The sequence below is a fragment of the Vibrio sp. L5-1 genome (genome assembly GCF_021728315.1).
Lineage (GTDB): Bacteria > Pseudomonadota > Gammaproteobacteria > Enterobacterales > Vibrionaceae > Vibrio > Vibrio splendidus_K.
In genome coordinates this window covers 21,100-44,950 of sequence record NZ_JAKKCQ010000004.1, presented here as the reverse complement: position 1 = coordinate 44,950, position 23,851 = coordinate 21,100, and the positions used below count along the sequence as shown (strand labels likewise).

Below are 23,851 nucleotides of genomic sequence, written 5' to 3'. Positions count from 1 at the left end.
GCTAATCAACTAAACGCAATCAAACGAAAAGGAGCCTAGTGCTCCTTTTTCTTTTATCTCGCGTCCTCATTTACCTCGTGCGATCGTTGTAAGTTCGCCAGAAAGTGGCGATATTCACGCTCACGACAACTATCACGCCAAAGTATTACCGAATGCCCACATTCGAATTTTAGTTTGACGAAAAACTGTGCCCAGATCTTATCAACGGACTTAAGTGTGTAGGATTGGTCATTGAATCGAATCTCGCCATCTTCTTTATAATCAAAGCATCCATGTGCTGTATTCAAGATTACATGATTGGCTTTAAACAAACGGAACATTAGAGCTAAACAATAGAGGGCAACAACGAGTGGGATAGAAGAAAAGACAATGAAAAACAAAAGGCACCCAAAAACAGTGCCTTTTGCAAATAATGCGGAATATGAAGGTTTAAGCTGAAGCTTAACGAACCTTGCTGAGGTTATGCGCGACAATTTTATCAACCATTGAAGCATGGCCTAGATTTTCACTGCGCCCATGTCCCATAACCCAAGTAAACAAATCTGGGTCATCACACTCAAGTAGAGAAACAAACTCACGCTGTTCCTGCTCTTGCAATGAATCAAAACACTCTTCAAAAAATGGCATGATGACTACATCAAGTTCTAACATGCCACGACGGCAACCCCATTTAATTCGTGCTTTCTGCTCTGCAGTGTACATTGGCTATCCTCACCTATAATTTTTCTTTCTCGGAGTGTAACAAGTCATACGCTCTGCAACTACTATGTGAGTCACAGTCCCTATCTAAGCTCACAAAAAAACCTAGGCTGACAAAGAAACAGAACCGGATTAACATAGAGCCAAATAAAATTCTTAGGAAAGATAAAATGGATTGGAAAAACACATTTCAGCCGCTCGCTCATACGCAAAATGAATCGCTTCCAGAACTGATGATCACACACGTGTCAGACTGGAGCGCAATCACCATGATAGGCGATGACAAAAAGTCGTACCTACAAGGTCAAGTAACGTGCGATGTCGTCACTCTTCCTAATGATGATTCTACATTAGGCGCGCATTGTGATGCGAAAGGAAAGGTTTGGAGTATCTTTCGTTTGTTCCACCACAATGGTGGTTACGCTCTTATGCAGCCTAAATCGGCAATTGAAGTCGAGTTAGTTGAAATCAAGAAATACGCCGTGTTCTCTAAAATTGATATCGAGCAGACGTCTGACGTTGTTATCGGAATCATGGGTACTTCAGCGAACCAATACGTTGATTCGATTGCAGAGGGTCAAGGTAAAGTGCGTGCTATCTCTGGTGGTACAGCCGTTCAAGTCTCAGACAACCGTTGGGCTCTACTTGTTACTCAAGAAGCAGCAGAAGCCTTGGTATCAAGCAGCTCAGCTGAAAAAGTATCAGAAGCGCTTTGGCAGTATCATGAAATTCTTGATGCTCAGCCTAACCTATCAAAAGCAGATCAAAACGAGCACATCCCTCAAGCTCTTAACCTACAAGCGATTGGCGGTATCAGCTTTTCAAAGGGATGCTACACAGGTCAAGAAACGGTTGCTCGTGCCAAGTACCGTGGCATGAACAAGCGTGAGATGCGCATTGTCTCTGGAACGACTTCAGATGTACTGTCTCTTGAAAATACGATTGAACTAGAACGCAGCGTGGGTGAAAACTGGCGTGGTGCAGGCCGACTATTAAACGTCTATCAATTTGCTAATAACCAAGCGATTGGTTTGATGGTACTGCCAAACAACCTTGATGACGATGTTCAGCTTCGACTGACCGCGCAACCTGATCAAACATGGAATATCCTGCCACTGCCTTACAGCCTTGACGACGAGTAACCACGTGGAAACACTGATTACACGATGGCTGGATCAACAGCAGGTGAACTATCGCCTGCTGATGCAAAGTAAACCAACCACCAGCATCGAAGAGACAGCTCAAGAGCGAGGCATCGACGCCTCTCAAATGGTGAAGTGTATCCTGCTCAAGGATATGGGCAACCAATATGCGTTGGCCTGTACTGCTGGAGATCGCTCTGTCGACCCCAAGAAAGTACGCTCGGTACTGAATTGCCGTCGAATGACCTGTGTATCACTCGCTGATGTTGAAACGATCACAGGCTTTAAGGCTGGATGTGTTGGCCCTCTTGCTCTAAAGAGATACATGCCGATCATTTTTGATCCTTCAATTCAAAAAAACTCGACGGTTACTATTAGCTCGGGTGATCGAATGGCTGGTATTGCGCTGGATCCCAATGATCTTATGACCCTTTGCGCACCAATCGTTGCTGACATCAGTCGATGACCTTTTCGATCGAGTCATCGTTCGCAAACTTAAGTACAAATTTTCATTGAATACATTTTTAGTGTGAAGTTCGTCATAAGAAGAACATACCAATAATAAATAGTTACTCAAAATAAAAGCATAAGTAGTCACAAGGGCGAATTTACGTTATTGTAAATTTACTGACTCGCTTTTAAGCAAATCAGTACAAGTGAATCCACTGAGTAACATCAGTATCCACTTTTGTGTAATGCATCTGTGACTATTCGCCCGTTTTAGACGGGCTTTTTTTTGTCAAAAATTTACAATTTGATTACACAAACAAAAAAATCCCGCCTATTCTTATACTTGTAACATTATCACTGCTTAATACCGAACAGGAAAGTTCACAGCAGTTCACTACTCAGTATTATTTTGGGGAGGAGCTCACGTAAAAATAGATATTTACTGAAGAAAGTGCTTAGAACAGCACAAATATCTAATTCACGTCAACTCTACTGCATATTACTCCATGCTTATCACAATTATTATCTCGGAGTTTTTCTATAATATGCAGGCTAGGTAAATATAAGGATAATTAAAATGAGACTGTTTAAGCGCTATACACCGAGTATGATTGCTAAACATGTAAGTCGACTTTTCAAAGGACGAATCTACATTTACGGCGTAGGCAAATTTGAGTTTGATAACGGTAAACTCGTGCTGCCAGACCGAGCAGAAAGGCGTCACTTTCAAACGGTAAAAGAAATAAATAGTGAAATCATGAAACTGCGCTGCGCATACGCATGACCTGATTCTCTACAGAATTAAAAACAAAAAGGGTTGGCATAATGCCAACCCTTTTTTCGTGTTCAGATTGAGTCAATGGCAATCAGATCCAGCTGCTGACCATCAACAACGGCTCACCCGTGCGCGATTGTTGATTCACGATTATTGGTGCGTAACTGGACGCTTGGCTAGATCAGGAAGATTGCCTGACAAACCCAGTGCTCGCTTCATGATCTCATCTTTCGCCCCCGGTAATTGGCCCGCGAGCTTCATACCGATGCCACGAATCAGCTTCTTGGCTGGGTTATCGCCTTCAAACAGATCTTTAAAGCCCTGCATTGAAGCAATCATCTTCGCCGCCTCAGCTTTTCTCCAGCGTTCATAGCCACGAAGGTTACGTTTAGTACCAATGTCCTCGCCAGCAGCCCATAGCGTTAACAGCTCTTGCGCTAAGCTTGCTGCGTCTAATAGGCCAAGGTTCACGCCTTGCCCTGCTAACGGATGAATCGTATGAGCAGCATCACCAACCAAAGCCACACGCTCCACCGCAAAGTCACGTGCATAGCGCATGCGCAGTGGGAAGGCAAAACGGTCACCAACCACTTCGCATAATCCAAGCTTTGAGTCGAACTCTGCCGTTAGCTGCTTATTAAAATCAGCATCCGACATGGATACAAGCTTCTCGGCACGATTAGGCTCCGTAGACCAAACTATCGAACTCATGTGGCTTGGCTGCATTGGTAGGAATGCCAATGGCCCTTGTGGTGTGAATATCTGACGAGCAACGCTGTGGTGTTGCTCTGTGGTCTTGATATTCGCGACAATCGCGCTGTGTCCGTAATCCCAATGTGTTAATGGAATATCTTGTTGTTTGCGAACCCAAGAGTTTGCGCCGTCCGCTCCAACAACCAACTTAGCGGTCAGTGCTTGGCCATTATCTAGCGTTAGCCATGCTTCGCTTTCACCAATCGCCATCGTTTTGCACGTCGCGGGCATGTACAGGCTGACATTATCTTGCTTCTTCACCTGATCAAGCAGTGCGAGTTGAATCACACGGTTCTCAACAATATGACCGAGATTCGGCTGAGCCAAACGTGTCGAGTCAAACTCAATACGAGCAAAGCTATCTTGTTCCCACACCTCCATCGCTTGGTAAGGTGCAGCACGTCTTTGTTCAATGCCTTGCCATGCGCCTAAGTTACGAAGAATCACTTCACTAGAGCGGCTCAATGCCGACACACGCACATCAGGCAATTCGCTAAGCCCTTCACTGGGTGCCCTGCCTTCAATGACGGCAATTCTTAGGTCACTGTCTTTCAACGCAGCAGCAAGCGCTAGGCCAACCATGCCTCCACCAACAATCGCGATATCAACACTTTGCATCATTATTTTTCTACCTTATCTTTCTACTAGGCCAAGCGTATGACGCAAAAGTGGACCTTTAAGTGGTGGAAGGTTATCAATTACGGCTAACCCAAGATTACGCCCAATGCGAGCGGTCAAAAAATCGTTTGAGAATAAATGAACTAGGCTTGATGTCAGCGTAATCGTCGTGTCTCTATCTTGTTCTCTACGCTTTCTAAAGTTAACAAGACCATTGTAACGCCCAACATCATCGAGTTGGGTACACAACTCTTCCGCCAAGGAAGCCACATCACGGATGCCAAGATTAAAACCTTGTCCTGCAATTGGGTGAAGCGTTTGAGCGGCATTACCAATAATCGCAAATCGATGAGAGATATTTTGCTGACGATGACGAAGAATCAGTGGGTAACTGGCACGCTTGCCTACCTTCTCGAGTCGGCCAAGTCGCCAACCAAAGTCACTCTGCAACTGCTCAATAAATTCGTTGTCGTTTAGCGTCACCACTTTTTGCGCTTGCTCCGGTGACAAACACCAAACCAGCGACAAACGGTTGTCACTCATCGGTAAGAGAGCGACTGGCCCATGATGAGTAAAACGCTCAAATGCTCGACCTTGATGAGGTTCGCTCGCCACGATATTGGCAATCACCGCAACTTGTTCAAAGTCATGCTCACTCAATGAGATATTGAGTTGCTGACAACAGGTTGAGATAGCACCGTCAGCTGCAACCAATAACTTAGTTGTTACTGTTTGCCCACTTGTCAGTTCAATCGTCGTTTGCAACTCTTCACGTTCGACTTTACTGACAGACTCAGGGCAAAGCATCGTAATTGCAGCTTCGGACTCAAGCTTCTGCTGATAGATTCGCCCCACATCCGCCAACTCCACCACGTAGCCAAGCGCATCAACAGCAAGCTCTTCACTGTAGATGTCCGTCATTCCGGCATGCCCTCTATCCGATACATGAATATCTTTAATCGGGGTTGCTACCGGTGCGATAGATTGCCACAAATGCAAAGAATCAAGGATCTGTACCGTGCCATAAGACAAAGCGATCGAACGAGAATCAAAACCAGGGTGAGCTTGATGATCAACCTGATAAGGCTCTACTACCGCGATCGACAGTGAACCTTGACTAAGGTGATTCAGAGCAAGGGCTAAGGTCGCCCCTGCCATTGCGCCACCAGCAATTACAACATCATACTGAGCCATTATAACCTCAAACCGACAAGCGGATTAATGAATGGTTGGAGCCGCATCTTCAGATGGGCGAGCACCGAATTCAGCATGAATGGTTAGTGCACACGCTTTTACGTGTTCAATAACGTGCTCTAGAAGCTGCGCTTGCTCTTCCATATCATCTTCTTCATCGATACCCAGCTTTGCCATCTCTTCAAGATCAGTCAAAGCTTCTTTGGTACCGTCAGACGCTTTATTCAATTTAGCGCCAACTAAGCCTAAACCAGAAATAAAGTGGTTAATCCAATCAGACACACCGTCAGCAAGATCAAACAGGCTTGCGCTTGCGTCTTCGTCCGGCAACAACATAGACAGCTCCATGCCTGAACCTGTGATTTCGCTGGTCGTTACTTTTAATGTCGCTTCCGCTAGCGTTAATGCGCGATCTGGCCAGCCCATACCTTCATTGGTGTAATCAAAGATCAGTGGTTGCCAGCTTTTATCTGCCAGGTTTAAGCCTCCGCTCAACATACCCGTTAATAAACCATGCATCTCAGCAGGGTTTACGGCTAGGCTTGCCGATTGAAGTTCAGTCGCAACCGTTAGGTAATCAGGTAAAGTAGTTTCGCTCATCAGATAGCTCGCTCAGTTATTCTTTATATCGATAGTATAATCGTACCACTTCACCCCAATTCTGATAAGTATCGATCCTGAGCAATTGAAGGATGACTGACTACCAATTGTTCAATTTGCTGAATTACTGTGTGCTCAAGCTCTCATTTACAAACAGTCACTCTGAAAAGCTTGAATCTTAATAGCGGTTTACCTATAGTTTCTCCCTCAGAGGAGATTGCTTCCTCATCGGTACTTGCACTTTTTCTTTGTAAAAATATGATAAAGGGCAACAGCCTTAAATAGTGCGTTAAAGAGTTCATCCATCATGAGTAATCAAGCGGTAGACGTTGAAATATTAGGAAAACTGACTCGAGTGAATTGTCCCCCAGGGCAAGAAGAGTCATTGATTGCAGCGGCGGCCGATCTTGATAATCGATTGAAAGAGATGGCTGAACGTACTAAGGTAACCAATGAAGTGAAGCTGCTAACGATCGCAGCTCTGAACATTTGCTATGAATTACAAACCAAGAAGTTTGAAGCAAATGATGAACAAAACGCACTGACCGAGCGAATGGAACAGCTCACGACATCACTTTCAGATGTCCTCAGTAAAGTTAAGCACGGACAGCAATAGCGTACACAAAATTTACCCTGGAGTGTTTGTCAGAGGATTCACGTCCCCGAGCCGATAAGCAATCCCTAAGGGTTAGTACTTGAGTGCTATTGAGCATGCTCGGTCCGCCGAGAAGCCTACGGTAATCATTGCTGATCCGCCTTGAACTCGCTGGTTCAAGGGCCATCTATTCTCAACGGCACTTTGGGGTATCCCTTCTTATGAAGACGCTCACACGCAGCGAATTTCGCAAACAGATCCGTATCAAACGCAATGCCTTATCTGGCGACCAACAAACTCAATCCGGTATAGACTTAGTTAAGCAGTGCTCTCAGCTTGATGAGATTCAGTCAGCTCAACATATCGCCCTCTATATTTCCATTGATGGCGAACTCGATACCCAGCCTTTAATTGAATGGTTATGGGCGCAAGGCAAGCAAACTTATTTACCAGTATTGCACCCCTTCTCGGCCGGACACCTGCTGTTTCTGCACTACTCGCTAAGCACACCGACGGTTTTGAATAAGTACGGAATCGTTGAACCTCAGATGAATCAATTACTCGTCAAACCATGCCAACAACTCGATCTTATTCTCACACCATTAGTGGGCTTTGACTCTCAAGGGCATCGCTTAGGCATGGGCGGCGGATATTACGATCGTACCTTGGCTCGATGGTTTGAGACTGGTGAAGGCGCAACGCCAATTGGTTTGGCTCATGATTGCCAGCATGTCGATACACTGCCAATTGAAGAATGGGACATTCCGTTACCTAAAATCGTGACTCCGAGTAAGACTTGGCAATGGGAAAACAGCCATTAAAGCGCTATAATCGCGCCGCAAACGTTAACCTCGATATCCAAACGTTAACTTCAATACGCGAACGATTAATTCAAAGCGCAAGACCTTATTCAGGAGAATGGCATGACTCAAGATGAAATGAAAAAAGCAGCTGGCTGGGCAGCACTTCAATATGTTGAAGAAGGCAGCATTGTAGGTGTAGGTACTGGCTCTACAGTAAATCACTTCATCGACGCACTAGGCACAATGAAAGAAAAAATCAAAGGTGCGGTTTCAAGCTCTGTAGCCTCTACTGAAAAACTAGAAGCGCTAGAAATCAAAGTATTTGAGTGTAATGACGTATTCAAGTTAGACATCTATGTTGATGGCGCAGATGAGATCAACGATTCACGCGACATGATCAAAGGCGGCGGTGCTGCTTTGACTCGTGAAAAAATCGTAGCGGCTATCTCTGATAAGTTTATTTGTATTGTTGACGGTACTAAAGCCGTTGATGTGTTGGGTAAATTCCCATTGCCTGTTGAAGTTATCCCGATGGCACGTTCATATGTTGCACGTGAACTAGTAAAGCTTGGTGGTGACCCAGTTTACCGCGAAGGTTGCACCACTGATAATGGCAACGTGATCCTAGATGTATACGGCATGGCGATCGAAAACCCGAAACAATTAGAAGATATCATCAACGGTATCGCTGGTGTGGTTACGGTTGGTCTATTTGCTCACCGTGGTGCTGATGTGGTTATCACAGGCACACCTGAAGGTGCAAAAATTGAAGAATAAATAATAGAAGATTGAGTTTTTCTGTTACTTCATTACATACGGTGCCCAAGGGCGCCGTTTTTTTTGCTTTTCGCCCGTAAAATTATGTCTTATTCCGTAATTTTCTTACCCAAAACATTTTTTTTTTGTTACTTTATTGTTCAGAAGACGCACAGGGAAAACGTTTGTCTCCTGACAAAATGGTGAATAAGTTCCTCTTTTAGCCGTTTTGTAGCACGTGCGCCGCATTTGCCCAACCTTTCCATTTTAAGGACGAGAACAATGGCCAAAGTTTCACTGGAAAAAGAAAAAATTAAAATTCTACTTCTAGAGGGTCTTCACCCTTCTTCTGTAGAAGTACTGCAAGCCGCTGGTTACACAAACATTGAGTACCATAAAGGCTCACTACCTGAAGATGAACTTCTTGAAGCAGTGAAAGATGCTCATTTCATTGGTATCCGTTCTCGCACCAACATCTCCCAAGAAGTTATTGATGCAGCTGAAAAGCTAGTTGCAGTCGGTTGTTTCTGTATTGGTACTAACCAGGTTAACCTTCAAGCGGCAGCAAAACGCGGTATACCTGTTTTCAATGCACCGTTCTCAAATACTCGAAGCGTTGCTGAGCTAGTTCTTGGTCAAGTTCTATTGCTACTACGCGGTATCCCAGAGAAGAATGCTCTTGCTCACCGTGGTATCTGGAAAAAGAGTGCTGACAACTCTTACGAAGCTCGTGGTAAGCGTTTAGGTATTATTGGCTACGGTCACATTGGTACTCAGCTAGGTATTATTGCTGAAAACCTGGGTATGCGAGTTTACTTTTACGATATCGAAAACAAACTGTCTTTGGGTAACGCAACTCAAGTTCATACCATGACTGACTTGCTGAACAAGTGTGACGTGATCTCTTTGCACGTACCTGAAACCAATGAAACGAAGAACATGATGGGTAAAGAAGAGTTCGAGCGCATGAAGCCTGGTTCTATCTTTATCAATGCAGCACGTGGCACGGTAGTAGATATCCCAGCTCTGTGCGGCGCTCTAGATTCTGGTCACCTTTCAGGTGCAGCAATCGATGTATTCCCAACAGAACCTAAAACCAATGCTGACCCATTTGAGTCACCATTGATGCAGTTCGATAACGTGATCCTAACGCCTCACGTGGGTGGTTCAACTCAGGAAGCACAAGAGAACATCGGTGTTGAAGTAGCAGGTAAGCTTGCAAAATACTCTGATAATGGCTCAACGCTATCAAGTGTTAACTTCCCTGAAGTATCATTACCATTGCATACAGGTGCTTCTCGCCTGCTGCACATTCACGAAAACCGTCCGGGTATCCTAACTCAAATTAACACCATCTTCGCAGAGGAAGGGATTAACATCGCAGGTCAGTACTTACAAACTGCAGCAGATATGGGTTATGTGGTTATCGACGTGGAAGCGAATCGTTCAGAAGAAGCTCTGCTTAAACTGAAAGAGATCGAAGGCACAATTCGTGCTCGTCTACTTCACTAATCATCGAATTAGATCATAAGTAAAAATAGAAAAGGCTCTCGTAATGAGAGCCTTTTTAGTATTTGGCCTACTGTAGGTAAATAGATCATGATGATCTAATCCCTTCCAGAGGTATGTTCACTACTCTTCTAGTTGGTAGATCACATTCACTCGATCACGAATAGTGATCGTTGAATCTTCATAAGAATTCGACTCGGTTCTCGCATCCATTGCCATTGAACGCATCAATACAGGCTGAGAAGATTGTGCGTTGTAATCTATGCGCCAGACATCACCTAACTCGCGCTCAAAACCGCTCGCTAATGATTTAGCTTTTGATGTCGCATCTTTAATGGCCTCCAAGCGCGCTTGCTCCTGATACTTAGCTTGGTCACGAACCTGAAGTTGGATATTATCGATCTGGTTAATACCCTGCCCGATGGCAATATCCATGTAGTCATTTAAGTTGGCTAGCTCATTCACTTGAACGGTCACATTACGTGACGCACGGTAACCAACCAGTTCAGGTTTACCATTTTTCGGGTAATGATATTGAGGAGATAAATACAGGTTAGAGCTGTGTACACTCGCCTCATCAACACCCGCTTGATGTAGCTTATTTAGAAAGCCAGTCACCACTTTATCAACGGTATTTTTAGCCTGCTCAGCAGTCATCGTCGATTCCACGACTCTAACTGAAAATGTCGCCATGTCTGGTGTCGCGATCACTTCACCATAGCCTGTCGTTGAAATATGCGGAAAAGATGGCGAGTCAGCCAATGATGGAAAACTCACAGCACTCAATGCTGCAGTAAGAGTAAGAGACGTTGCTAACATCTTTGGTACAAACTTCATTAGGTAGACCTATGCTGAACAAATGTTCTTTTATCATAGAGCAATTTGTCACATAACCAATCCCGCGACAGGACTTCTAACACAACTTTGACGCTGCAAAAACCAACAGTTTACTGAGGTAAGTGGTTGTGGGCATAATTTAATATCGCTTGAGAGATCTCTTTCAGTACCCCGCTTTCTAATTGCCAATGGTGCCAATAGATTCGGTAAGACAATAAAAAGCCAGGCGTAATATCAATCAAAGCACCAGACTCTAGCTCCTCGATAATCTGCAATCGAGGAATCAAACAGTAGGCAACACCCGACAATGCCAAGCGTACAAATGCTTCTGAACTGCCGACAGTATGATTGATCACGCTATCTCTCGGGACGTTAAAATGATCATGCAAAAATTTCTTATGCAGATCATCGTATTGGTCGTACGAAACCGCAGGGGCTTTGGTTAGTGTCGAATAGTTCACTCCATCAGAGAAGTAGCGTTGATGGAAGCTAGGGTTCGCCACACACACATAATCCATTCTTCCAAGATAGTCCGCACTGCAACCCGGAATAGGTTGAGGTTCGAGGCTGATTGCCCCAGCAACCTCACCACTTTTAATCTTCTCAATGGTTCTTGATTCACCATGAATCGCGAGGTTCAACTCAACTTGACGTGAATTCATCACATCAGATAACGCAGGAAGCAACCATGTCGCCAAGCTATCAGCATTGGTCGCAATAGACAGAGAAAGAGGTTGAGCTCCCTCTTCGTTCATTAACTCTGGGACAAGCTCGTGCTCTAACAAGCGAACACGACGATACAAACCCAACAGTTTTTTTCCTGCTGGTGTTGGCCTTGGTGGGCTCTCTCTTACCAGAGCAGGCTGTGCTAACCATTTTTCCAGTTGTTTGATGCGTTGAGACACCGCAGACTGGGAGATATATAACTGCTCGGCTGCCCTTTCAAAACTACGTTGTTTCACCACCGCGTCCAGTGCTTCTATCCATTTATAATCCAATCCACGCATCAACTTGCTTCCTTTTTGACCTAACTACCACCAACATTAGCAACTCTAATAATAGATTAAAATCATTAATTATACTTATTTAAAGTGTCAGAGTATCTTCGCCATATAGCACGTAAATATCGTTAATTAAGTGGAGGTTGAAATGAATTTTTGGGTTTTATTACAAGGTTTTGGTCTAGGGGCGAGCATGATCATCCCTATTGGCGCTCAGAACGCGTACGTCTTAAATCAAGGGATTAAACGCAATCACCACCTAACCACAGCGACGATTTGTAGCCTACTCGATACCTTGTTCATTTCATTGGGTATCTTTGGTGGCGGAGCGATCCTATCGCAAAATGAATTACTGCTCACCTCAGTGACACTGGGTGGTATCGCATTCCTAACCGTTTATGGTTTATTGTCACTGCGCAGTGCGTTCAAAACACGTACTAGTGATGAATCAAAGGGTGAGATACTGGCTCGCGGTAAGCGCACCGTTGTTTTAGGTGCATTGGCAGTAACCGTATTAAACCCGCATCTTTATTTAGATACTGTAGTGATTCTTGGATCCATAGGCGGGCAGTTTGAAGGCAACGATAGAATAGCTTTTGCTATGGGGACTATCTTAGCTTCATTCGTATGGTTTTACTCTTTGTCATTAGGCGCTGCAAAGCTAGGCCCAACGCTATCGAAACCCAAAGTTAAGAAAGGCATCGATATCGCGGTAGCAACCATGATGTTCGCGATTGCACTTGTACTCGCCAATGGACTCATTGAGCAGTACAGCTAAATCCGTTCATATTGAGTCATCCACAAACTTAACTCATCAAAAAAAAGGCGGATAACCTAAGTTATCCGCCTTTCTTTATAAAAGCTTATAGCTAGAAAAACTAACTAGAAATTAAGCTTCTACCTTATTCATGTGTACATCCACTTGCGGGAATGGGATTTCGATACCTTCATTATCCAAGCCTTCTTTGATTGCTTGCATCAGGTCGAAGTAAACATTCCAGTACTCTGCAGTGCTAACCCATGGACGAACGACAAAGTTAACTGAGGAATCCGCTAGTGTGTGAACACCAACTTGAACGCCAGGCTCTTTCAGTACACGCTCATCAGATTCACAGATCTTAGTCAGTAGCGCTTTTGTCTTTTGAAGATCAGCGTTGTAAGAAACACCAATCATTAGATCAATACGACGCGTATCATGACGAGAGTAGTTAGTAATTGGGCTACCAATAACGCTACCGTTCGGTACTACAACCATCTTGTTGTCTGGCGTTGTTAGAACGGTTTGGAAGATTTGAATTGAATCAACCGAACCTGCTACACCACCAATTTCCACGTAGTCACCAGACTTGAATGGACGGAATGCAACGATAAGTACACCAGCTGCAAAGTTAGATAGTGAGCCTTGTAACGCTAAGCCTACCGCTAAACCAGCCGCACCAATAACAGCAACCACAGATGCAGTTTGAACGCCTAGACGACCAAGTGCAGCAATTAAAACAATAACAAACAACAAGTAACGAACTAAACCATGGACGAACTCCACAACTGCTCGGTCCATTTTCTTCTTCTGAAGAACCTTAGACACGCTATTCGCTACTGCTTTAACAATAAGGTTACCAATAAATAGAATTATCAGTGCTGAGATAATGTTTACACCGTATTGAATAAACAGATCTGAGTTATTTGTTAACCACTGTTCTGCGTGAGACAGACCATCCACAAGTGGAGTCTCAATCGCTGTCGAACTATCAGCCATAATGTGCATCCTCTATATAATATGCTATGAGCTAAACTGCCTTAAGCCAAACTTACCCAACAACAAAATAAACCGTATATTTCACGTTAAGTCGTTGTGTTAAAAGTAAATTAAAGCCAAGTCCTTTTTTATAAACTGAACCAAGTTCAATTTTTCGGCACGATATCCTATCTTTGACAGATTGCAAAGTCATATTTATGTAAGCTTTTGAATTAATAAAACTTACCAATAAACACAAATACCGATAACTAAAAGACTACGAAATTTATTCACCGCACGCTAGGTTTTTCACATATTTAGTACAAGTTTTTATCAGACATAAAAAAACCCGCTCAATGAGCGGGCTTTTAAAACTTAAAGAGTACTTAATTCAAAGAATTATAGTACGTCTACAGCGTTAAGGTCAGCGAATGCTTTCTCAAGACGAGTAACCATTGAAGACTGACCAGCACGTAGCCATACGCGTGGATCGTAGAACTTCTTGTTTGGAGCAGCTTCGCCAGTTGGGTTACCGATTTGACCTTGTAGGAAATCACGGTTCTCAGCTTCGTAAGTACGAACGCCATCCCATGAAGCCCACTGAGTATCAGTATCGATGTTCATTTTGATAACGCCGTAACCGATAGACTCTTGGATTTCTGCTTCAGAAGAACCAGAACCACCGTGGAATACGAAGTTAAGAGCGTCAGCTGCAATGCCAAACTTCTCAGCACAGTATGCTTGAGAGTCACGCAGGATAGTTGGAGTAAGTACAACGTTACCAGCTTGGTAAACACCGTGTACGTTACCGAAAGAAGCTGCGATAGTGAAACGTGGGCTAACTGCGTTTAGTTTCTCGTATGCGTATGCAACATCTTCAGGAGAAGTGTAAAGCTCAGATGCGTCCATATCAGAGTTATCAACGCCGTCTTCTTCACCACCAGTACAACCAAGTTCGATCTCGATTGTCATGTTTAGTTTAGCCATGCGAGCTAGGTAAGCTGCACATGTTTCGATGTTCTCTTCTAGAGACTCTTCAGAAAGGTCTAGCATGTGAGAAGAGAATAGTGGCTTACCAGTTTGTGCGAAGAACTCTTCACCAGCGTCTAGTAGACCGTCGATCCATGGAAGAAGTTTCTTAGCAGCGTGGTCAGTATGAAGAATAACTGGAACACCGTAAGATTCTGCTACTGCGTGAACGTATTTTGCACCAGCTACAGCGCCAAGAATTTGTGCGCCTTGACCTTCAAGTTTAACGCCTTTACCAGCGAAGAAACCAGCACCGCCGTTAGAGAACTGAACAACAACTGGAGCTTTTGCTTTAGCAGCAGCTTCAAGAACAGCGTTGATAGTATCAGTGTTGATTACGTTTACTGCAGGAAGAGCAAATTTGTTTGCTTTTGCTACTTCAAATACTTTCTGTACGTCATCGCCAGAAATCACACCAGGTTTTACAAAATCGAAGATCTTAGACATGGAAATAGTCCTATTTATTCTATCGTTTTAAGATTAAAAAACTTAAGTTTAAAAATTTGCAATCGTTTGCTCACAACTTATGCCATTCTAGCAAAAAAGTGTGATATGCAGCAAACGTTAAAAGGCGAGATTCACATCTCGCCTTTCTAAATCAATTACGCTTTAGCGCGCTCTTCAAGCATTGCTACTGCAGGAAGTACTTTACCTTCAACAAACTCAAGGAAAGCGCCGCCGCCAGTAGAGATGTAAGAAACATCTGCTTTGATACCGAACTTGTCGATAGCCGCTAGCGTGTCACCACCGCCTGCTACAGAGAAACCTTCAGAGTCCGCGATTGCTTTAGAAATACCAGCAGTACCCGCTTCGAAGTTTTTGAATTCGAATACGCCTACAGGGCCGTTCCAAAGAATCGTTTTTGCGTTGCCGATGATTTCAGCTAGAGCTGCAGTTGAATCTGGGCCAAGGTCGAAGATCATGTCGTCGTCTTGAACTTCAGAAACGTGCTTAATTTCAGCTTCTGCGTTTTCGTCGAATGCTTTAGCACATGCAACGTCAGTCGCTACTGGGATAGCACACTCTTTCATTAGCTTCTTAGCCGTTTCAACTAGGTCAGCTTCGTATAGAGACTTACCTACGTTGTGGCCTTCAGCAGCGATGAACGTGTTCGCGATACCACCACCAACAACAAGTTGGTCAGCGATTTTAGAAAGAGATTCTAGAACGGTTAGTTTAGTAGAAACTTTAGAACCACCAACGATAGCCACTAGTGGGCGAGCTGGGTTGTCCATTGCTTTACCAAGAGCTTCAAGCTCAGCAGCTAGAAGAGGGCCAGCACATGCTACAGGAGCGTAAGTACCAACGCCGTGTGTAGAAGCTTGAGCACGGTGAGCTGTACCGAATGCGTCCATCACGAAGATGTCACATAGTGCAGCGTATTGCTTAGAAAGTGCTTCTTCGTTCTTCTTCTCGCCTTTGTTAAAGCGAACGTTTTCAAGAACAGTTAGTTCACCAGCGTTTAGCTCAAGACCATTTACGTAATCTTTCGCTAGTTTAACGTCGCAGTCTAGTGCGTCGTTTAGGTAGTTAACTACAGGAGCTAGAGAGAACTCTTCGTTGTATTCGCCTTCAGTAGGACGACCAAGGTGAGAAGTAACCATAACTTTTGCGCCAGCTTCTAGGCAAAGTTTGATAGTTGGTAGAGATGCAAGGATACGTGCATCTGAAGTTACTTTACCGTCTTTTACTGGTACGTTTAGGTCAGCACGGATGAATACGCGTTTACCTGCAAGTTCTAGGTCAGTCATCTTGATCACAGACATGATTTGTCCTCTCAAATTTAAATAAAAATAAAGTTTTGGAAACTCAGCAACCCTGCTAAGCCTATAAATTATTCAACTGGTAATTCTTTAACTACTCATAATATGTGGACACTTAGCATTTATTTCAAGCTAAAAAATAAATAATCCACACATTTGCTTCTAGGTCTTACTTCTTGCCTTCAGAAGCTTGCATTGCAAGAACCGTATCCAGCATCCGGTTCGCAAAGCCCCATTCATTGTCACACCACACAAGCATTTTTACTAAGTGGCCGTTGCTCACTCGAGTTTGTGAACCATCAACAATTGCGCTATGGGGATCGTGATTAAAGTCGATGGAAACGAGCGGCGCTTCAGTATAGTCAACTATATTGTGTAATGTACACTGGGATGCATTAACAATGGTTTGATTTACGTCATTAACTTTCACATTTGCATTAATTGTGACACTTAAATCCATCGCAGTGACGTTTACCGTTGGCACACGCACAGATATCGCTTCAAATTTGTTAGAAAATTTCGGGAAGATTCTTTCAATACCTTTATGCAATTTGGTATCGACAGGAATGATTGATTGGCTTGCTGCTCGAGTTCGACGAAGGTCGCTGTGGTACGCATCGATCACTTGCTGGTCATTCATAGAAGAGTGAATGGTCGTAATCGTACCGGACTCAATACCAAAGGCATCATCAAGCACCTTGATGATAGGGACAATACAATTGGTGGTACATGAACCATTGGAAACGATTCGATGATCGGCTTCGATAGTCTCGTGATTCACACCATAGATAATGGTGTTATCAAGGTCATTAGCACCAGGATGCGAGAACAGCACCTTTTTCGCTCCAGCAGCGATGTGTGCTAAGCCGTCATCTCGGCAACCGTAAACACCGGTACAATCGAGAACAATATCGACTTCAAGGTCACGCCAAGGCAGCAGTTCAATATCAGCCAAGTGTAAGATACGAATGGTATCAAACTCTCCTTTATCTTCAGCACCAATGCCATGATGAACATAGATGTGCTCTTGATCGTTTGAGATTTTCTTGCCGAAGCGGCCGTGACTGGTGTCGTACTGCAATAGGTGAGCCATAGCGTCAGGCTGAGCAAGCTCATTGACCGCTACTACTTTGATTTGTTGGCTTTTGCCACTTTCATAGACAGCGCGCAATACATTGCGCCCTATTCGTCCAAATCCATTTATCGCGACTTTTAGCATAGTTCCGTACATCTAACCAAAATTTCGTGCAACAGATGATAACTGAATCCTACCTAAAAGGCATTACTTGAATAACTCAGCTTACTTATGACAGATTGATCTGTTGCTTGTAAGCCTTAGTCTAAGTGATAACAAACCCCAGATACAAAAAAACCGAGCTCAGCGCTCGGTTTTTTCCTTCATTTAACTGTTAGCACAAGGCCATCAGTCAATGATTAAGCAAGAAGCTCTTTCGCTGTGTTTACTACATTTTCAGTAGTGAAACCGAACATCTTGAATAGCTCACCCGCGGGTGCAGATTCGCCGAACGTTGTCATACCGATGATCTTGCCACCGAAACCAACGTACTTGTACCAGAAGTCAGCGATGCCAGCTTCTACAGCGATACGTGCTGTTACGTTAGATGGAAGTACAGATTCACGGTATTCAGCGTCTTGCTTATCAAACGCGTCAGTTGCAGGCATAGAGACTACGCGTACTGCTTTACCTTCAGCTGTTAGTTGCGCTGCTGCTTCAACAGCAAGCTCAACTTCAGAACCTGTAGCAATGATGATTAGCTCTGGCTTACCAGCACAATCTTTCAGGATGTAACCACCCTTAGCGATGTTAGCTACTTGCTCAGCGTCACGATCTTGTTGTGCAAGGTTTTGACGAGAGAAGATAAGTGCAGAAGGACCATCTTTACGCTCGATTGCCAGTTTCCAAGCAACAGCAGACTCAACTTGGTCACATGGGCGCCATGTGCTCATGTTTGGAGTCAGACGTAGAGATGCGATCTGCTCAACCGGTTGGTGAGTAGGACCATCTTCGCCTAGGCCGATAGAATCGTGCGTGTAAACTTGAATGTTCTGAATTTTCATCAGAGCCGCCATACGCATTGCGTTACGCGCGTATTCCATGAACATTAAGAACGTTGCACCGTATGGTACGAAACCACCGTGCAGAGCGATACCGTTCATGATAGCCGTCATACCGAATTCACGTACACCGTAGTGGATGTAGTTACCTGAGAAATCGTTCGCTTCAAGAGACTTAGAACCAGACCACATAGTCAGGTTAGAAGGCGCAAGGTCAGCAGAGCCGCCCATGAATTCAGGTAGCATAGCGCCGAACGCTTCTAGCGCATTTTGAGATGCTTTACGTGATGCGATGTTTGCTGGGTTAGCTTGAAGGTCAGCAATGATTGCGTTTGCTTTCTCTTCCCATTCAGCTGGAAGCTCGCCGTTAGTACGACGTTTAAATTCTGCTGCTAGCTCTGGGTGAGCCGCTGCGTATGCGTCAAACTTAGCATTCCAAGCCGCTTCTTTCGCTGCGCCCGCTTCTTTCGCATTCCACTCAGCTGCGATATCAGCTGGAATTTCGAAAGGACCGTGTTCCCAACCAAGTGCCGCTTTAGTTGCTGTGATTTCATCAGCGCCTAGTGGAGCACCGTGACAGTCGTGCGTACCCGCTTTGTTTGGAGAACCAAAACCGATAATAGTTTTAGTACAGATAAGCGTTGGACGAGGATCCGCTTTAGCTGCTTCGATAGCCGCGTTGATAGCATCAGAGTCGTGACCGTCAACGGCCGGGATTACGTGCCAGCCGTAAGCTTCAAAACGCTTAGGTGTATCGTCAGAGAACCAACCTTCAACTTCGCCATCGATAGAGATGCCGTTGTCATCCCAGAAAGCAACCAGCTTACCAAGACCTAGCGTACCTGCTAAAGAACATGCTTCGTGAGAGATACCTTCCATCAGACAACCATCACCCATGAATGCATAAGTGAAGTGATCGACGATGTCGTGGCCTTCTTTGTTGAACTGTGCAGCCAATGCTTTCTCAGCCATCGCCATACCAACAGCGTTAGTGATGCCTTGACCTAGAGGACCAGTCGTTGTTTCGATACCAGGAGCGTAACCGTACTCTGGGTGACCAGGAGTCTTAGAGTGCAGTTGACGGAAGTTCTTAAGGTCTTCAATTGAAAGCTCGTAACCTGCAAGATGAAGCAGAGAGTAAATCAACATTGAACCATGCCCGTTAGACAGAATAAAACGGTCGCGGTCAGCCCACTCTGGGTTTGCTGGGTTGTGGTTCAAGTGACCACGCCAAAGAACTTCAGCGATGTCAGCCATACCCATAGGTGCGCCAGGGTGGCCTGAATTTGCTTGTTGAACGCCATCCATGCTAAGTGCGCGAATTGCATTGGCTAGATCTTTACGAGAAGGCATGTCTGCTCCTGAGTACATAAGCGATTTAAAAAATAGATTGATGCTAAAGTTTTCATTTTTATTAGCGCGGGTATTCTCTCAAACGACTTTAGCGACTGCAAACGTTTTACTGGCATTTTAACGGTCACTTTTCGCAATTTTCGAACATTTACATCACTTAGCAATGTGTTATCTCGACCGATACGCAAACGATTAGTTATGACATATCATAAAAAAGAGCTTGTAATTCGACCGCTGGAATTTAGAATAGCCGTCTAGATGTAGAAACACCTACAAAATATACTGTATTTAATGGCGGCGCTTCCTAGCTTGCGACGCCTAAAATTATTTGCATTTAACTATTTGCAACTAAAAACTAAACTAAAAGTGGAGCTCTCATGGCTAAGCACCTATTCACTTCTGAATCTGTTTCAGAAGGCCATCCAGATAAAATTGCAGACCAAATCTCTGATGCTGTTCTTGATGCCATCTTGGAACAAGATCCAAAAGCACGTGTTGCTTGTGAGACTTACGTTAAAACCGGCATGGTTATGGTTGGCGGTGAAGTAACAACGTCTGCATGGGTTGATATCGAAGAAATCACTCGTGAAACAGTTCGTGAAATTGGTTACGTTCATTCTGATATGGGCTTTGACGCAGACTCTTGTGCTGTACTAAACACAATTGGTAAGCAGTCTCCAGACATCAACCAAGGTGTTGATAAAGCCGATCCTAAAGATCAAGGCGCAGGCGACCAAGGTATCATGTTTGGTTACGCGACTAACGAAACACCAATCCTAATGCCAGCTCCAATTACTTACTCTCACCTTCTTGTTAAGAAGCAAGCTGAAGTACGTAAGAGCGGCAAGCTTGACTTCCTTCGTCCAGATGCGAAATCTCAAGTTACGTTCCAATACGACCAAGGTAAGATTGTTGGTATCGACGCAGTTGTTCTTTCAACTCAACACTGTGATTCAGTAACAACACCTGACCTACGTGAAGCGGTAATGGAAGAGATCATCAAGCCAGTACTTCCTGCTGAGTGGATCAATAAAGACACTAACTTTTTCATCAACCCAACCGGCCGTTTCGTAATCGGTGGCCCAATGGGTGACTGTGGTCTAACAGGTCGTAAGATCATCGTTGATACCTACGGCGGCGCAGCTCGTCACGGTGGCGGTGCATTCTCTGGTAAAGATCCATCAAAAGTTGACCGTTCTGCAGCTTACGCAGCGCGTTACGTTGCGAAAAACATCGTTGCTGCTGGCATGGCTGACCGTTGTGAGATTCAACTGTCTTACGCTATCGGTGTTGCGGATCCAACATCTATCATGGTTGAAACGTTTGGTACTGAGAAAGTAGCTCACGAAATCATCATTGAAGCAGTTCGTCAAAACTTCGACCTACGTCCATACGGTCTTCAAGAGATGCTGAACCTTCTTCAGCCTATCTACAAAAAGACGGCTGCATACGGTCACTTCGGTCGCGAAGAGTTCCCTTGGGAAGCGACGGACAAAGCAGCAATCCTTGCGGACTTCGCTGGCCTAAAATAATTTAGCCACTGCGATTTGTTTCTTTAAAGCCCTTACTTCTTAGTAAGGGCTTTATTTTTATGTACTTACCAAACCTTCCCCCGCTAGAACACCCTGTCCAAGTCTTCTTTACCGTTAACCACTTAGTATAAAAATCCGCTGATAATTTGTGTTTTCTAGCACTACTGACAATAGTTAAGGTAACTCCTAGGCGATCAAGCTCACATTTAACTCAAATTAATTCAGTCTGATAACGCTCGTTAAATGTACGCAAGAACAATAACTGGGATGACAAAGAGCAGTTTAGCTCAACACCATAACGCTCTCGTAAGAGATACTTCAGAGCCTTGTGGAATTATAACTAGGACGTTATTTAACTAGGGGGATCTATGCCTCGTACCGTGCACCCATCCGAACTAAACGATAAGAAACACAAGGTCAGCGATCAGGATTACGCTCGCACCATTCCTTGTAACCAAGTAAGCATATCCGCCCCATTCCACTGGTTATCGCTTGCACTGCATGACTTAGTGAAAATGCCAATAATCAGCGCATTTTACGGATTGTGTTTCATGGCTGCGGCCATCGCCATCGTGCAACTAGTCCAATGGCAAGGAACACACCTAGTCGTCATGCCAAGCTTGATAGTCTATATGTTGATAGGACCCTTTCTTGCTCTAGGCCTATATGACGCAAGCTGGGAAAGAGAGAAAGGACATTCCCCAAGTTTGTTCCACTCAATGAAAGCAATTACTCGCAACTCCACCCACCAATGGGCCTTTGCGATTGTGTTAATGGTTGCAATGATCTTTTGGATGCGGATTGCTGCGTTATTGCATGCGCTCTACCCTTCCGTACAAGGAGCACCATTAAGCGAGTTTGCACCATTCCTGATTACGGGTTCAGTGATTGGGTTGGTTATCGCTAGCCTGATATTTAGCATCTCAGCATTTTCGATTCCATTAATGATGGAAAGACGTGTAGATGTAATGAGTGCCATTTTTACTAGCTTCAACGCTGTTAAATCAAACATCCCTGCGATGGTCGTTTGGGCTGGTATCATTGGTACAGGTATCTTAGTCGGCTTCGCGACCTACGGTGTCGGTATGATTGTAACGATGCCATTACTTGGTTACGGAACATGGCATGCTTACCACGAAGTCATCAAAAAGAAACATCACGCTTAAATCGTTTCACGATCGATGAGCAATGTTATGATGAGGCCTTAGCTTAAACGCTGAGGCTTTTTTTTGGAGTTAACAACGCTTGTCTTACACCCCGCAACAACATCGAGTAAATAAGAAACTGGGCGAATGCCTAGCTATTGCTAATCAACACTTTTCTCGTGAATTTCCATGCCCAACCGTCACTTACAAGTTAAGAGGAAAGGCAGCGGGAAAAGCCTACCTCCAGTTAAACGAGATAAAACTCAACCAAGTACTATTCAGCGAAAATGAAGACGCCTTTATTAGCGAAGTCGTGCCTCATGAACTCGCACATCTGATCACACATCAGGTCTTCGGACGAGTTAGGCCCCACGGGAATGAGTGGAAATACGTGATGGAAAAGGTATTCAATGTACCGGCCAGAACCACCCACAGCTTGGAGATCACCTCAGTTCAGGGAAAAACCTTTGAGTACCGCTGTGATTGCACTACTTATCCCCTGTCGATTAGAAGACACAACAAAGTCATCCGTAACCAATCAACGTATCGTTGCCAACAATGTCAGCAAACCTTAGCTTTTACCGGCCTTCAATTGAGCTAAATCTTAATCTCACAAGGTAACGCGAATAAATGTAATAGAGAGAACTAACATTTGAGTGCTAGACTGTTGTTTATCATACTTTCATCAGTCTTTTTCCATGCAAAAAACCACTCAAAAAGCATTTGGCCTATCGGTGCCTTTCTACTTATCAATAGTATTTGGCCTACTGGTAACTCAAAGCGTTTTCGCCGCTCCACCAAGCTCATTCTCTAAAGCTAAAAAAGAAGCAGTGAAGATTTATCTCGATCATCCGACTTCATTTTATTGTGGTTGTGACATTACTTGGAAAGACAAAAAGAAAGGTATCCCCGACCTCGACGGCTGTGGTTATCAAGTGAGAAAACAGCAAAAGCGCGCTTCCCGCATTGAGTGGGAACACGTAGTTCCAGCTTGGCAATTTGGCCACCAGCGTCAGTGCTGGCAAGATGGCGGACGTAAGAACTGCACTCGCAATGACAAAATATTTAAATCGATGGAAGCCGACCTTCATAATCTAACTCCGGCAATTGGTGAGGTTAACGGTGATCGCTCCAATTACAATTTCAGTCAGTGGAATGGAATGGATGGCGTGAGCTATGGTCAGTGTGAAATGCAGGTCAACTTCAAACAACGTAAAGTGATGCCACCCGACAGAGCAAAAGGTTCTATCGCGCGTACTTATCTTTATATGAGCCAAGAGTATGGTTTCAAGCTATCTAAGCAGCAGACTAACCTGATGATGGCGTGGAACAAGCAATTCCCTGTCGATAAGTGGGAATGTACCCGTGATGAGCGAATCTATGCCATCCAGGGGAATCACAACCCATTTGTTTTCCCTGCTTGTAAATAACACGACTCAGGCAACCAACATCTCCAATTGCCTCCATCTCAAACAAGAGTTTCAGA

24 protein-coding genes and 1 other RNA gene are annotated in these 23,851 nt (G+C 44.3%); 13 read left to right on the top strand and 12 right to left on the bottom strand.

All coding sequences use genetic code 11. The annotated features are described in order from the left end of the window. Positions 1-53: 53 nt before the first annotated feature. Both L3V35_RS25550 and L3V35_RS16465 read right to left on the bottom strand, forming a co-directional pair. Positions 54-494, bottom strand: a complete 441-nt coding sequence (locus tag L3V35_RS25550) for a protein YgfX (RefSeq protein ID WP_327196887.1) — start codon at positions 492-494, stop codon at positions 54-56. Next, positions 442-702: a succinate dehydrogenase assembly factor 2 gene (locus L3V35_RS16465; protein WP_004735374.1), complete on the bottom strand. Its 261-nt coding sequence runs from the start codon at positions 700-702 to the stop codon at positions 442-444. Before L3V35_RS16465 ends, L3V35_RS25550 begins: the two co-directional genes overlap by 53 nt. Before the next feature lie 167 nt (positions 703-869). Here L3V35_RS16465 and ygfZ point away from each other — a divergent pair, with 167 nt between their 5' ends. The 3 genes from ygfZ (at position 870) to L3V35_RS16450 (ending at position 3,075) form a co-directional block, all read left to right on the top strand. Then, positions 870-1,841 (top strand): tRNA-modifying protein YgfZ, encoded by a 972-nt coding sequence (gene ygfZ / locus L3V35_RS16460; protein ID WP_054547464.1) that lies wholly within the window; start codon positions 870-872, stop codon positions 1,839-1,841. Positions 1,842-1,845: 4 nt separating this feature from the next. Then, complete coding sequence (locus L3V35_RS16455) at positions 1,846-2,307, top strand: YbaK/EbsC family protein (RefSeq protein ID WP_054547646.1); 462 nt, start codon at positions 1,846-1,848, stop codon at positions 2,305-2,307. Positions 2,308-2,868: 561 nt separating this feature from the next. After that, on the top strand, positions 2,869-3,075 hold the full coding sequence (locus L3V35_RS16450) for a DUF1107 domain-containing protein (RefSeq protein ID WP_004735370.1): 207 nt from the start codon (positions 2,869-2,871) through the stop codon (positions 3,073-3,075). A 141-nt stretch (positions 3,076-3,216) separates the two neighbouring features. Here the strand turns inward: L3V35_RS16450 and L3V35_RS16445 are convergent, their stop codons facing one another. The 3 genes from L3V35_RS16445 to L3V35_RS16435 are packed head-to-tail and all read right to left on the bottom strand — an operon-like array spanning position 3,217 to position 6,231. Next, positions 3,217-4,440, bottom strand: a complete 1,224-nt coding sequence (locus L3V35_RS16445; protein WP_171313214.1) for an FAD-dependent 2-octaprenylphenol hydroxylase — start codon at positions 4,438-4,440, stop codon at positions 3,217-3,219. 12 nt (positions 4,441-4,452) lie between these two features. After that, entirely contained in the window at positions 4,453-5,631 is a 1,179-nt protein-coding gene (ubiH, locus tag L3V35_RS16440; RefSeq protein ID WP_237300301.1) for a 2-octaprenyl-6-methoxyphenyl hydroxylase, read from the bottom strand. A gap of 24 nt (positions 5,632-5,655) precedes the next feature. Next, positions 5,656-6,231, bottom strand: coding sequence for a YecA family protein (locus L3V35_RS16435; protein WP_054547461.1), 576 nt, complete (start codon positions 6,229-6,231; stop codon positions 5,656-5,658). A gap of 307 nt (positions 6,232-6,538) precedes the next feature. Between L3V35_RS16435 and zapA the strand changes: the two genes are divergently transcribed. From zapA to serA, 5 genes are all read left to right on the top strand, one after another. After that, the gene (zapA, locus tag L3V35_RS16430) at positions 6,539-6,847 is read left to right on the top strand and encodes a cell division protein ZapA (RefSeq protein WP_004735366.1); all 309 of its coding nucleotides are present in this window, start codon (positions 6,539-6,541) and stop codon (positions 6,845-6,847) included. A gap of 11 nt (positions 6,848-6,858) precedes the next feature. Then, positions 6,859-7,041, top strand: a non-coding RNA gene (gene ssrS / locus L3V35_RS16425) — 6S RNA. Between the two features lie 6 nt (positions 7,042-7,047). After that, positions 7,048-7,647, top strand: a complete 600-nt coding sequence (locus tag L3V35_RS16420; protein WP_108111742.1) for a 5-formyltetrahydrofolate cyclo-ligase — start codon at positions 7,048-7,050, stop codon at positions 7,645-7,647. A gap of 102 nt (positions 7,648-7,749) precedes the next feature. Further along, a complete protein-coding gene (gene rpiA / locus L3V35_RS16415; protein WP_237300300.1) occupies positions 7,750-8,406 on the top strand; it encodes a ribose-5-phosphate isomerase RpiA in 657 nt (218 codons plus the stop codon). 261 nt (positions 8,407-8,667) lie between these two features. Beyond that, the gene (gene serA, locus L3V35_RS16410) at positions 8,668-9,897 is read left to right on the top strand and encodes a phosphoglycerate dehydrogenase (RefSeq protein ID WP_017077788.1); all 1,230 of its coding nucleotides are present in this window, start codon (positions 8,668-8,670) and stop codon (positions 9,895-9,897) included. Between the two features lie 120 nt (positions 9,898-10,017). Here serA and L3V35_RS16405 read toward each other — a convergent pair whose 3' ends face one another. Beyond that, a complete protein-coding gene (locus L3V35_RS16405; RefSeq protein WP_054547458.1) occupies positions 10,018-10,731 on the bottom strand; it encodes an oxidative stress defense protein in 714 nt (237 codons plus the stop codon). A gap of 110 nt (positions 10,732-10,841) precedes the next feature. Further along, the gene (locus L3V35_RS16400; RefSeq protein ID WP_054547457.1) at positions 10,842-11,738 is read right to left on the bottom strand and encodes a LysR family transcriptional regulator ArgP; all 897 of its coding nucleotides are present in this window, start codon (positions 11,736-11,738) and stop codon (positions 10,842-10,844) included. A 142-nt stretch (positions 11,739-11,880) separates the two neighbouring features. Between L3V35_RS16400 and L3V35_RS16395 the strand changes: the two genes are divergently transcribed. Further along, complete coding sequence (locus L3V35_RS16395) at positions 11,881-12,510, top strand: LysE/ArgO family amino acid transporter (protein WP_054547456.1); 630 nt, start codon at positions 11,881-11,883, stop codon at positions 12,508-12,510. A 111-nt stretch (positions 12,511-12,621) separates the two neighbouring features. On the opposite strand, the gene mscS is transcribed toward L3V35_RS16395, so the two are convergent. The 5 genes from mscS to tkt form a co-directional block, all read right to left on the bottom strand. Further along, positions 12,622-13,488 carry a small-conductance mechanosensitive channel MscS gene (mscS, locus tag L3V35_RS16390; protein WP_054547455.1) on the bottom strand — a complete coding sequence of 289 codons (867 nt, stop codon included), beginning with the start codon at positions 13,486-13,488 and terminating at the stop codon, positions 12,622-12,624. Positions 13,489-13,866: 378 nt separating this feature from the next. Then, positions 13,867-14,943 carry a class II fructose-bisphosphate aldolase gene (gene fbaA, locus L3V35_RS16385; protein WP_004735492.1) on the bottom strand — a complete coding sequence of 359 codons (1,077 nt, stop codon included), beginning with the start codon at positions 14,941-14,943 and terminating at the stop codon, positions 13,867-13,869. A 155-nt stretch (positions 14,944-15,098) separates the two neighbouring features. Then, a complete protein-coding gene (locus L3V35_RS16380; RefSeq protein WP_004735491.1) occupies positions 15,099-16,262 on the bottom strand; it encodes a phosphoglycerate kinase in 1,164 nt (387 codons plus the stop codon). A gap of 166 nt (positions 16,263-16,428) precedes the next feature. After that, on the bottom strand, positions 16,429-17,478 hold the full coding sequence (gene epd, locus L3V35_RS16375) for an erythrose-4-phosphate dehydrogenase (protein ID WP_032545991.1): 1,050 nt from the start codon (positions 17,476-17,478) through the stop codon (positions 16,429-16,431). A gap of 215 nt (positions 17,479-17,693) precedes the next feature. Next, complete coding sequence (tkt, locus tag L3V35_RS16370) at positions 17,694-19,688, bottom strand: transketolase (protein WP_237300299.1); 1,995 nt, start codon at positions 19,686-19,688, stop codon at positions 17,694-17,696. A 377-nt stretch (positions 19,689-20,065) separates the two neighbouring features. On the opposite strand from tkt, the gene metK reads away from it, so the two are divergent. The 4 genes from metK to L3V35_RS16350 all read left to right on the top strand — a co-directional run bounded on the left by metK (position 20,066) and on the right by L3V35_RS16350 (position 23,795). Further along, on the top strand, positions 20,066-21,220 hold the full coding sequence (gene metK / locus L3V35_RS16365; RefSeq protein WP_004735487.1) for a methionine adenosyltransferase: 1,155 nt from the start codon (positions 20,066-20,068) through the stop codon (positions 21,218-21,220). Positions 21,221-21,588: 368 nt separating this feature from the next. Next, positions 21,589-22,386, top strand: coding sequence for a DUF2189 domain-containing protein (locus L3V35_RS16360; protein ID WP_054547453.1), 798 nt, complete (start codon positions 21,589-21,591; stop codon positions 22,384-22,386). 79 nt (positions 22,387-22,465) lie between these two features. Next, positions 22,466-22,966, top strand: a complete 501-nt coding sequence (locus L3V35_RS16355; RefSeq protein ID WP_004735485.1) for a SprT family zinc-dependent metalloprotease — start codon at positions 22,466-22,468, stop codon at positions 22,964-22,966. Between the two features lie 97 nt (positions 22,967-23,063). Beyond that, positions 23,064-23,795, top strand: a complete 732-nt coding sequence (locus tag L3V35_RS16350) for an endonuclease (protein ID WP_054547452.1) — start codon at positions 23,064-23,066, stop codon at positions 23,793-23,795. Positions 23,796-23,851: the final 56 nt, after the last annotated feature.

Coding starts and splice junctions, on each gene's coding strand:
- mscS (WP_054547455.1), bottom strand. CDS start 13,488: ATGGCTGATAGTTCGACAGCGATTGAGACTCCACTTGTGGATGGTCTG.
- rpiA (WP_237300300.1), top strand. CDS start 7,750: ATGACTCAAGATGAAATGAAAAAAGCAGCTGGCTGGGCAGCACTTCAA.
- L3V35_RS16350 (WP_054547452.1), top strand. CDS start 23,064: ATGCAAAAAACCACTCAAAAAGCATTTGGCCTATCGGTGCCTTTCTAC.
- L3V35_RS16450 (WP_004735370.1), top strand. CDS start 2,869: ATGAGACTGTTTAAGCGCTATACACCGAGTATGATTGCTAAACATGTA.
- epd (WP_032545991.1), bottom strand. CDS start 17,478: ATGCTAAAAGTCGCGATAAATGGATTTGGACGAATAGGGCGCAATGTA.
- ubiH (WP_237300301.1), bottom strand. CDS start 5,631: ATGGCTCAGTATGATGTTGTAATTGCTGGTGGCGCAATGGCAGGGGCG.
- L3V35_RS25550 (WP_327196887.1), bottom strand. CDS start 494: ATGCTTCAATGGTTGATAAAATTGTCGCGCATAACCTCAGCAAGGTTC.
- L3V35_RS16405 (WP_054547458.1), bottom strand. CDS start 10,731: ATGAAGTTTGTACCAAAGATGTTAGCAACGTCTCTTACTCTTACTGCA.
- fbaA (WP_004735492.1), bottom strand. CDS start 14,943: ATGTCTAAGATCTTCGATTTTGTAAAACCTGGTGTGATTTCTGGCGAT.
- serA (WP_017077788.1), top strand. CDS start 8,668: ATGGCCAAAGTTTCACTGGAAAAAGAAAAAATTAAAATTCTACTTCTA.
- L3V35_RS16420 (WP_108111742.1), top strand. CDS start 7,048: ATGAAGACGCTCACACGCAGCGAATTTCGCAAACAGATCCGTATCAAA.
- L3V35_RS16400 (WP_054547457.1), bottom strand. CDS start 11,738: ATGCGTGGATTGGATTATAAATGGATAGAAGCACTGGACGCGGTGGTG.
- L3V35_RS16380 (WP_004735491.1), bottom strand. CDS start 16,262: ATGTCTGTGATCAAGATGACTGACCTAGAACTTGCAGGTAAACGCGTA.
- metK (WP_004735487.1), top strand. CDS start 20,066: ATGGCTAAGCACCTATTCACTTCTGAATCTGTTTCAGAAGGCCATCCA.
- L3V35_RS16395 (WP_054547456.1), top strand. CDS start 11,881: ATGAATTTTTGGGTTTTATTACAAGGTTTTGGTCTAGGGGCGAGCATG.
- L3V35_RS16360 (WP_054547453.1), top strand. CDS start 21,589: ATGCCTCGTACCGTGCACCCATCCGAACTAAACGATAAGAAACACAAG.
- ygfZ (WP_054547464.1), top strand. CDS start 870: ATGGATTGGAAAAACACATTTCAGCCGCTCGCTCATACGCAAAATGAA.
- L3V35_RS16445 (WP_171313214.1), bottom strand. CDS start 4,440: ATGATGCAAAGTGTTGATATCGCGATTGTTGGTGGAGGCATGGTTGGC.
- tkt (WP_237300299.1), bottom strand. CDS start 19,688: ATGCCTTCTCGTAAAGATCTAGCCAATGCAATTCGCGCACTTAGCATG.
- L3V35_RS16435 (WP_054547461.1), bottom strand. CDS start 6,231: ATGAGCGAAACTACTTTACCTGATTACCTAACGGTTGCGACTGAACTT.
- L3V35_RS16465 (WP_004735374.1), bottom strand. CDS start 702: ATGTACACTGCAGAGCAGAAAGCACGAATTAAATGGGGTTGCCGTCGT.
- zapA (WP_004735366.1), top strand. CDS start 6,539: ATGAGTAATCAAGCGGTAGACGTTGAAATATTAGGAAAACTGACTCGA.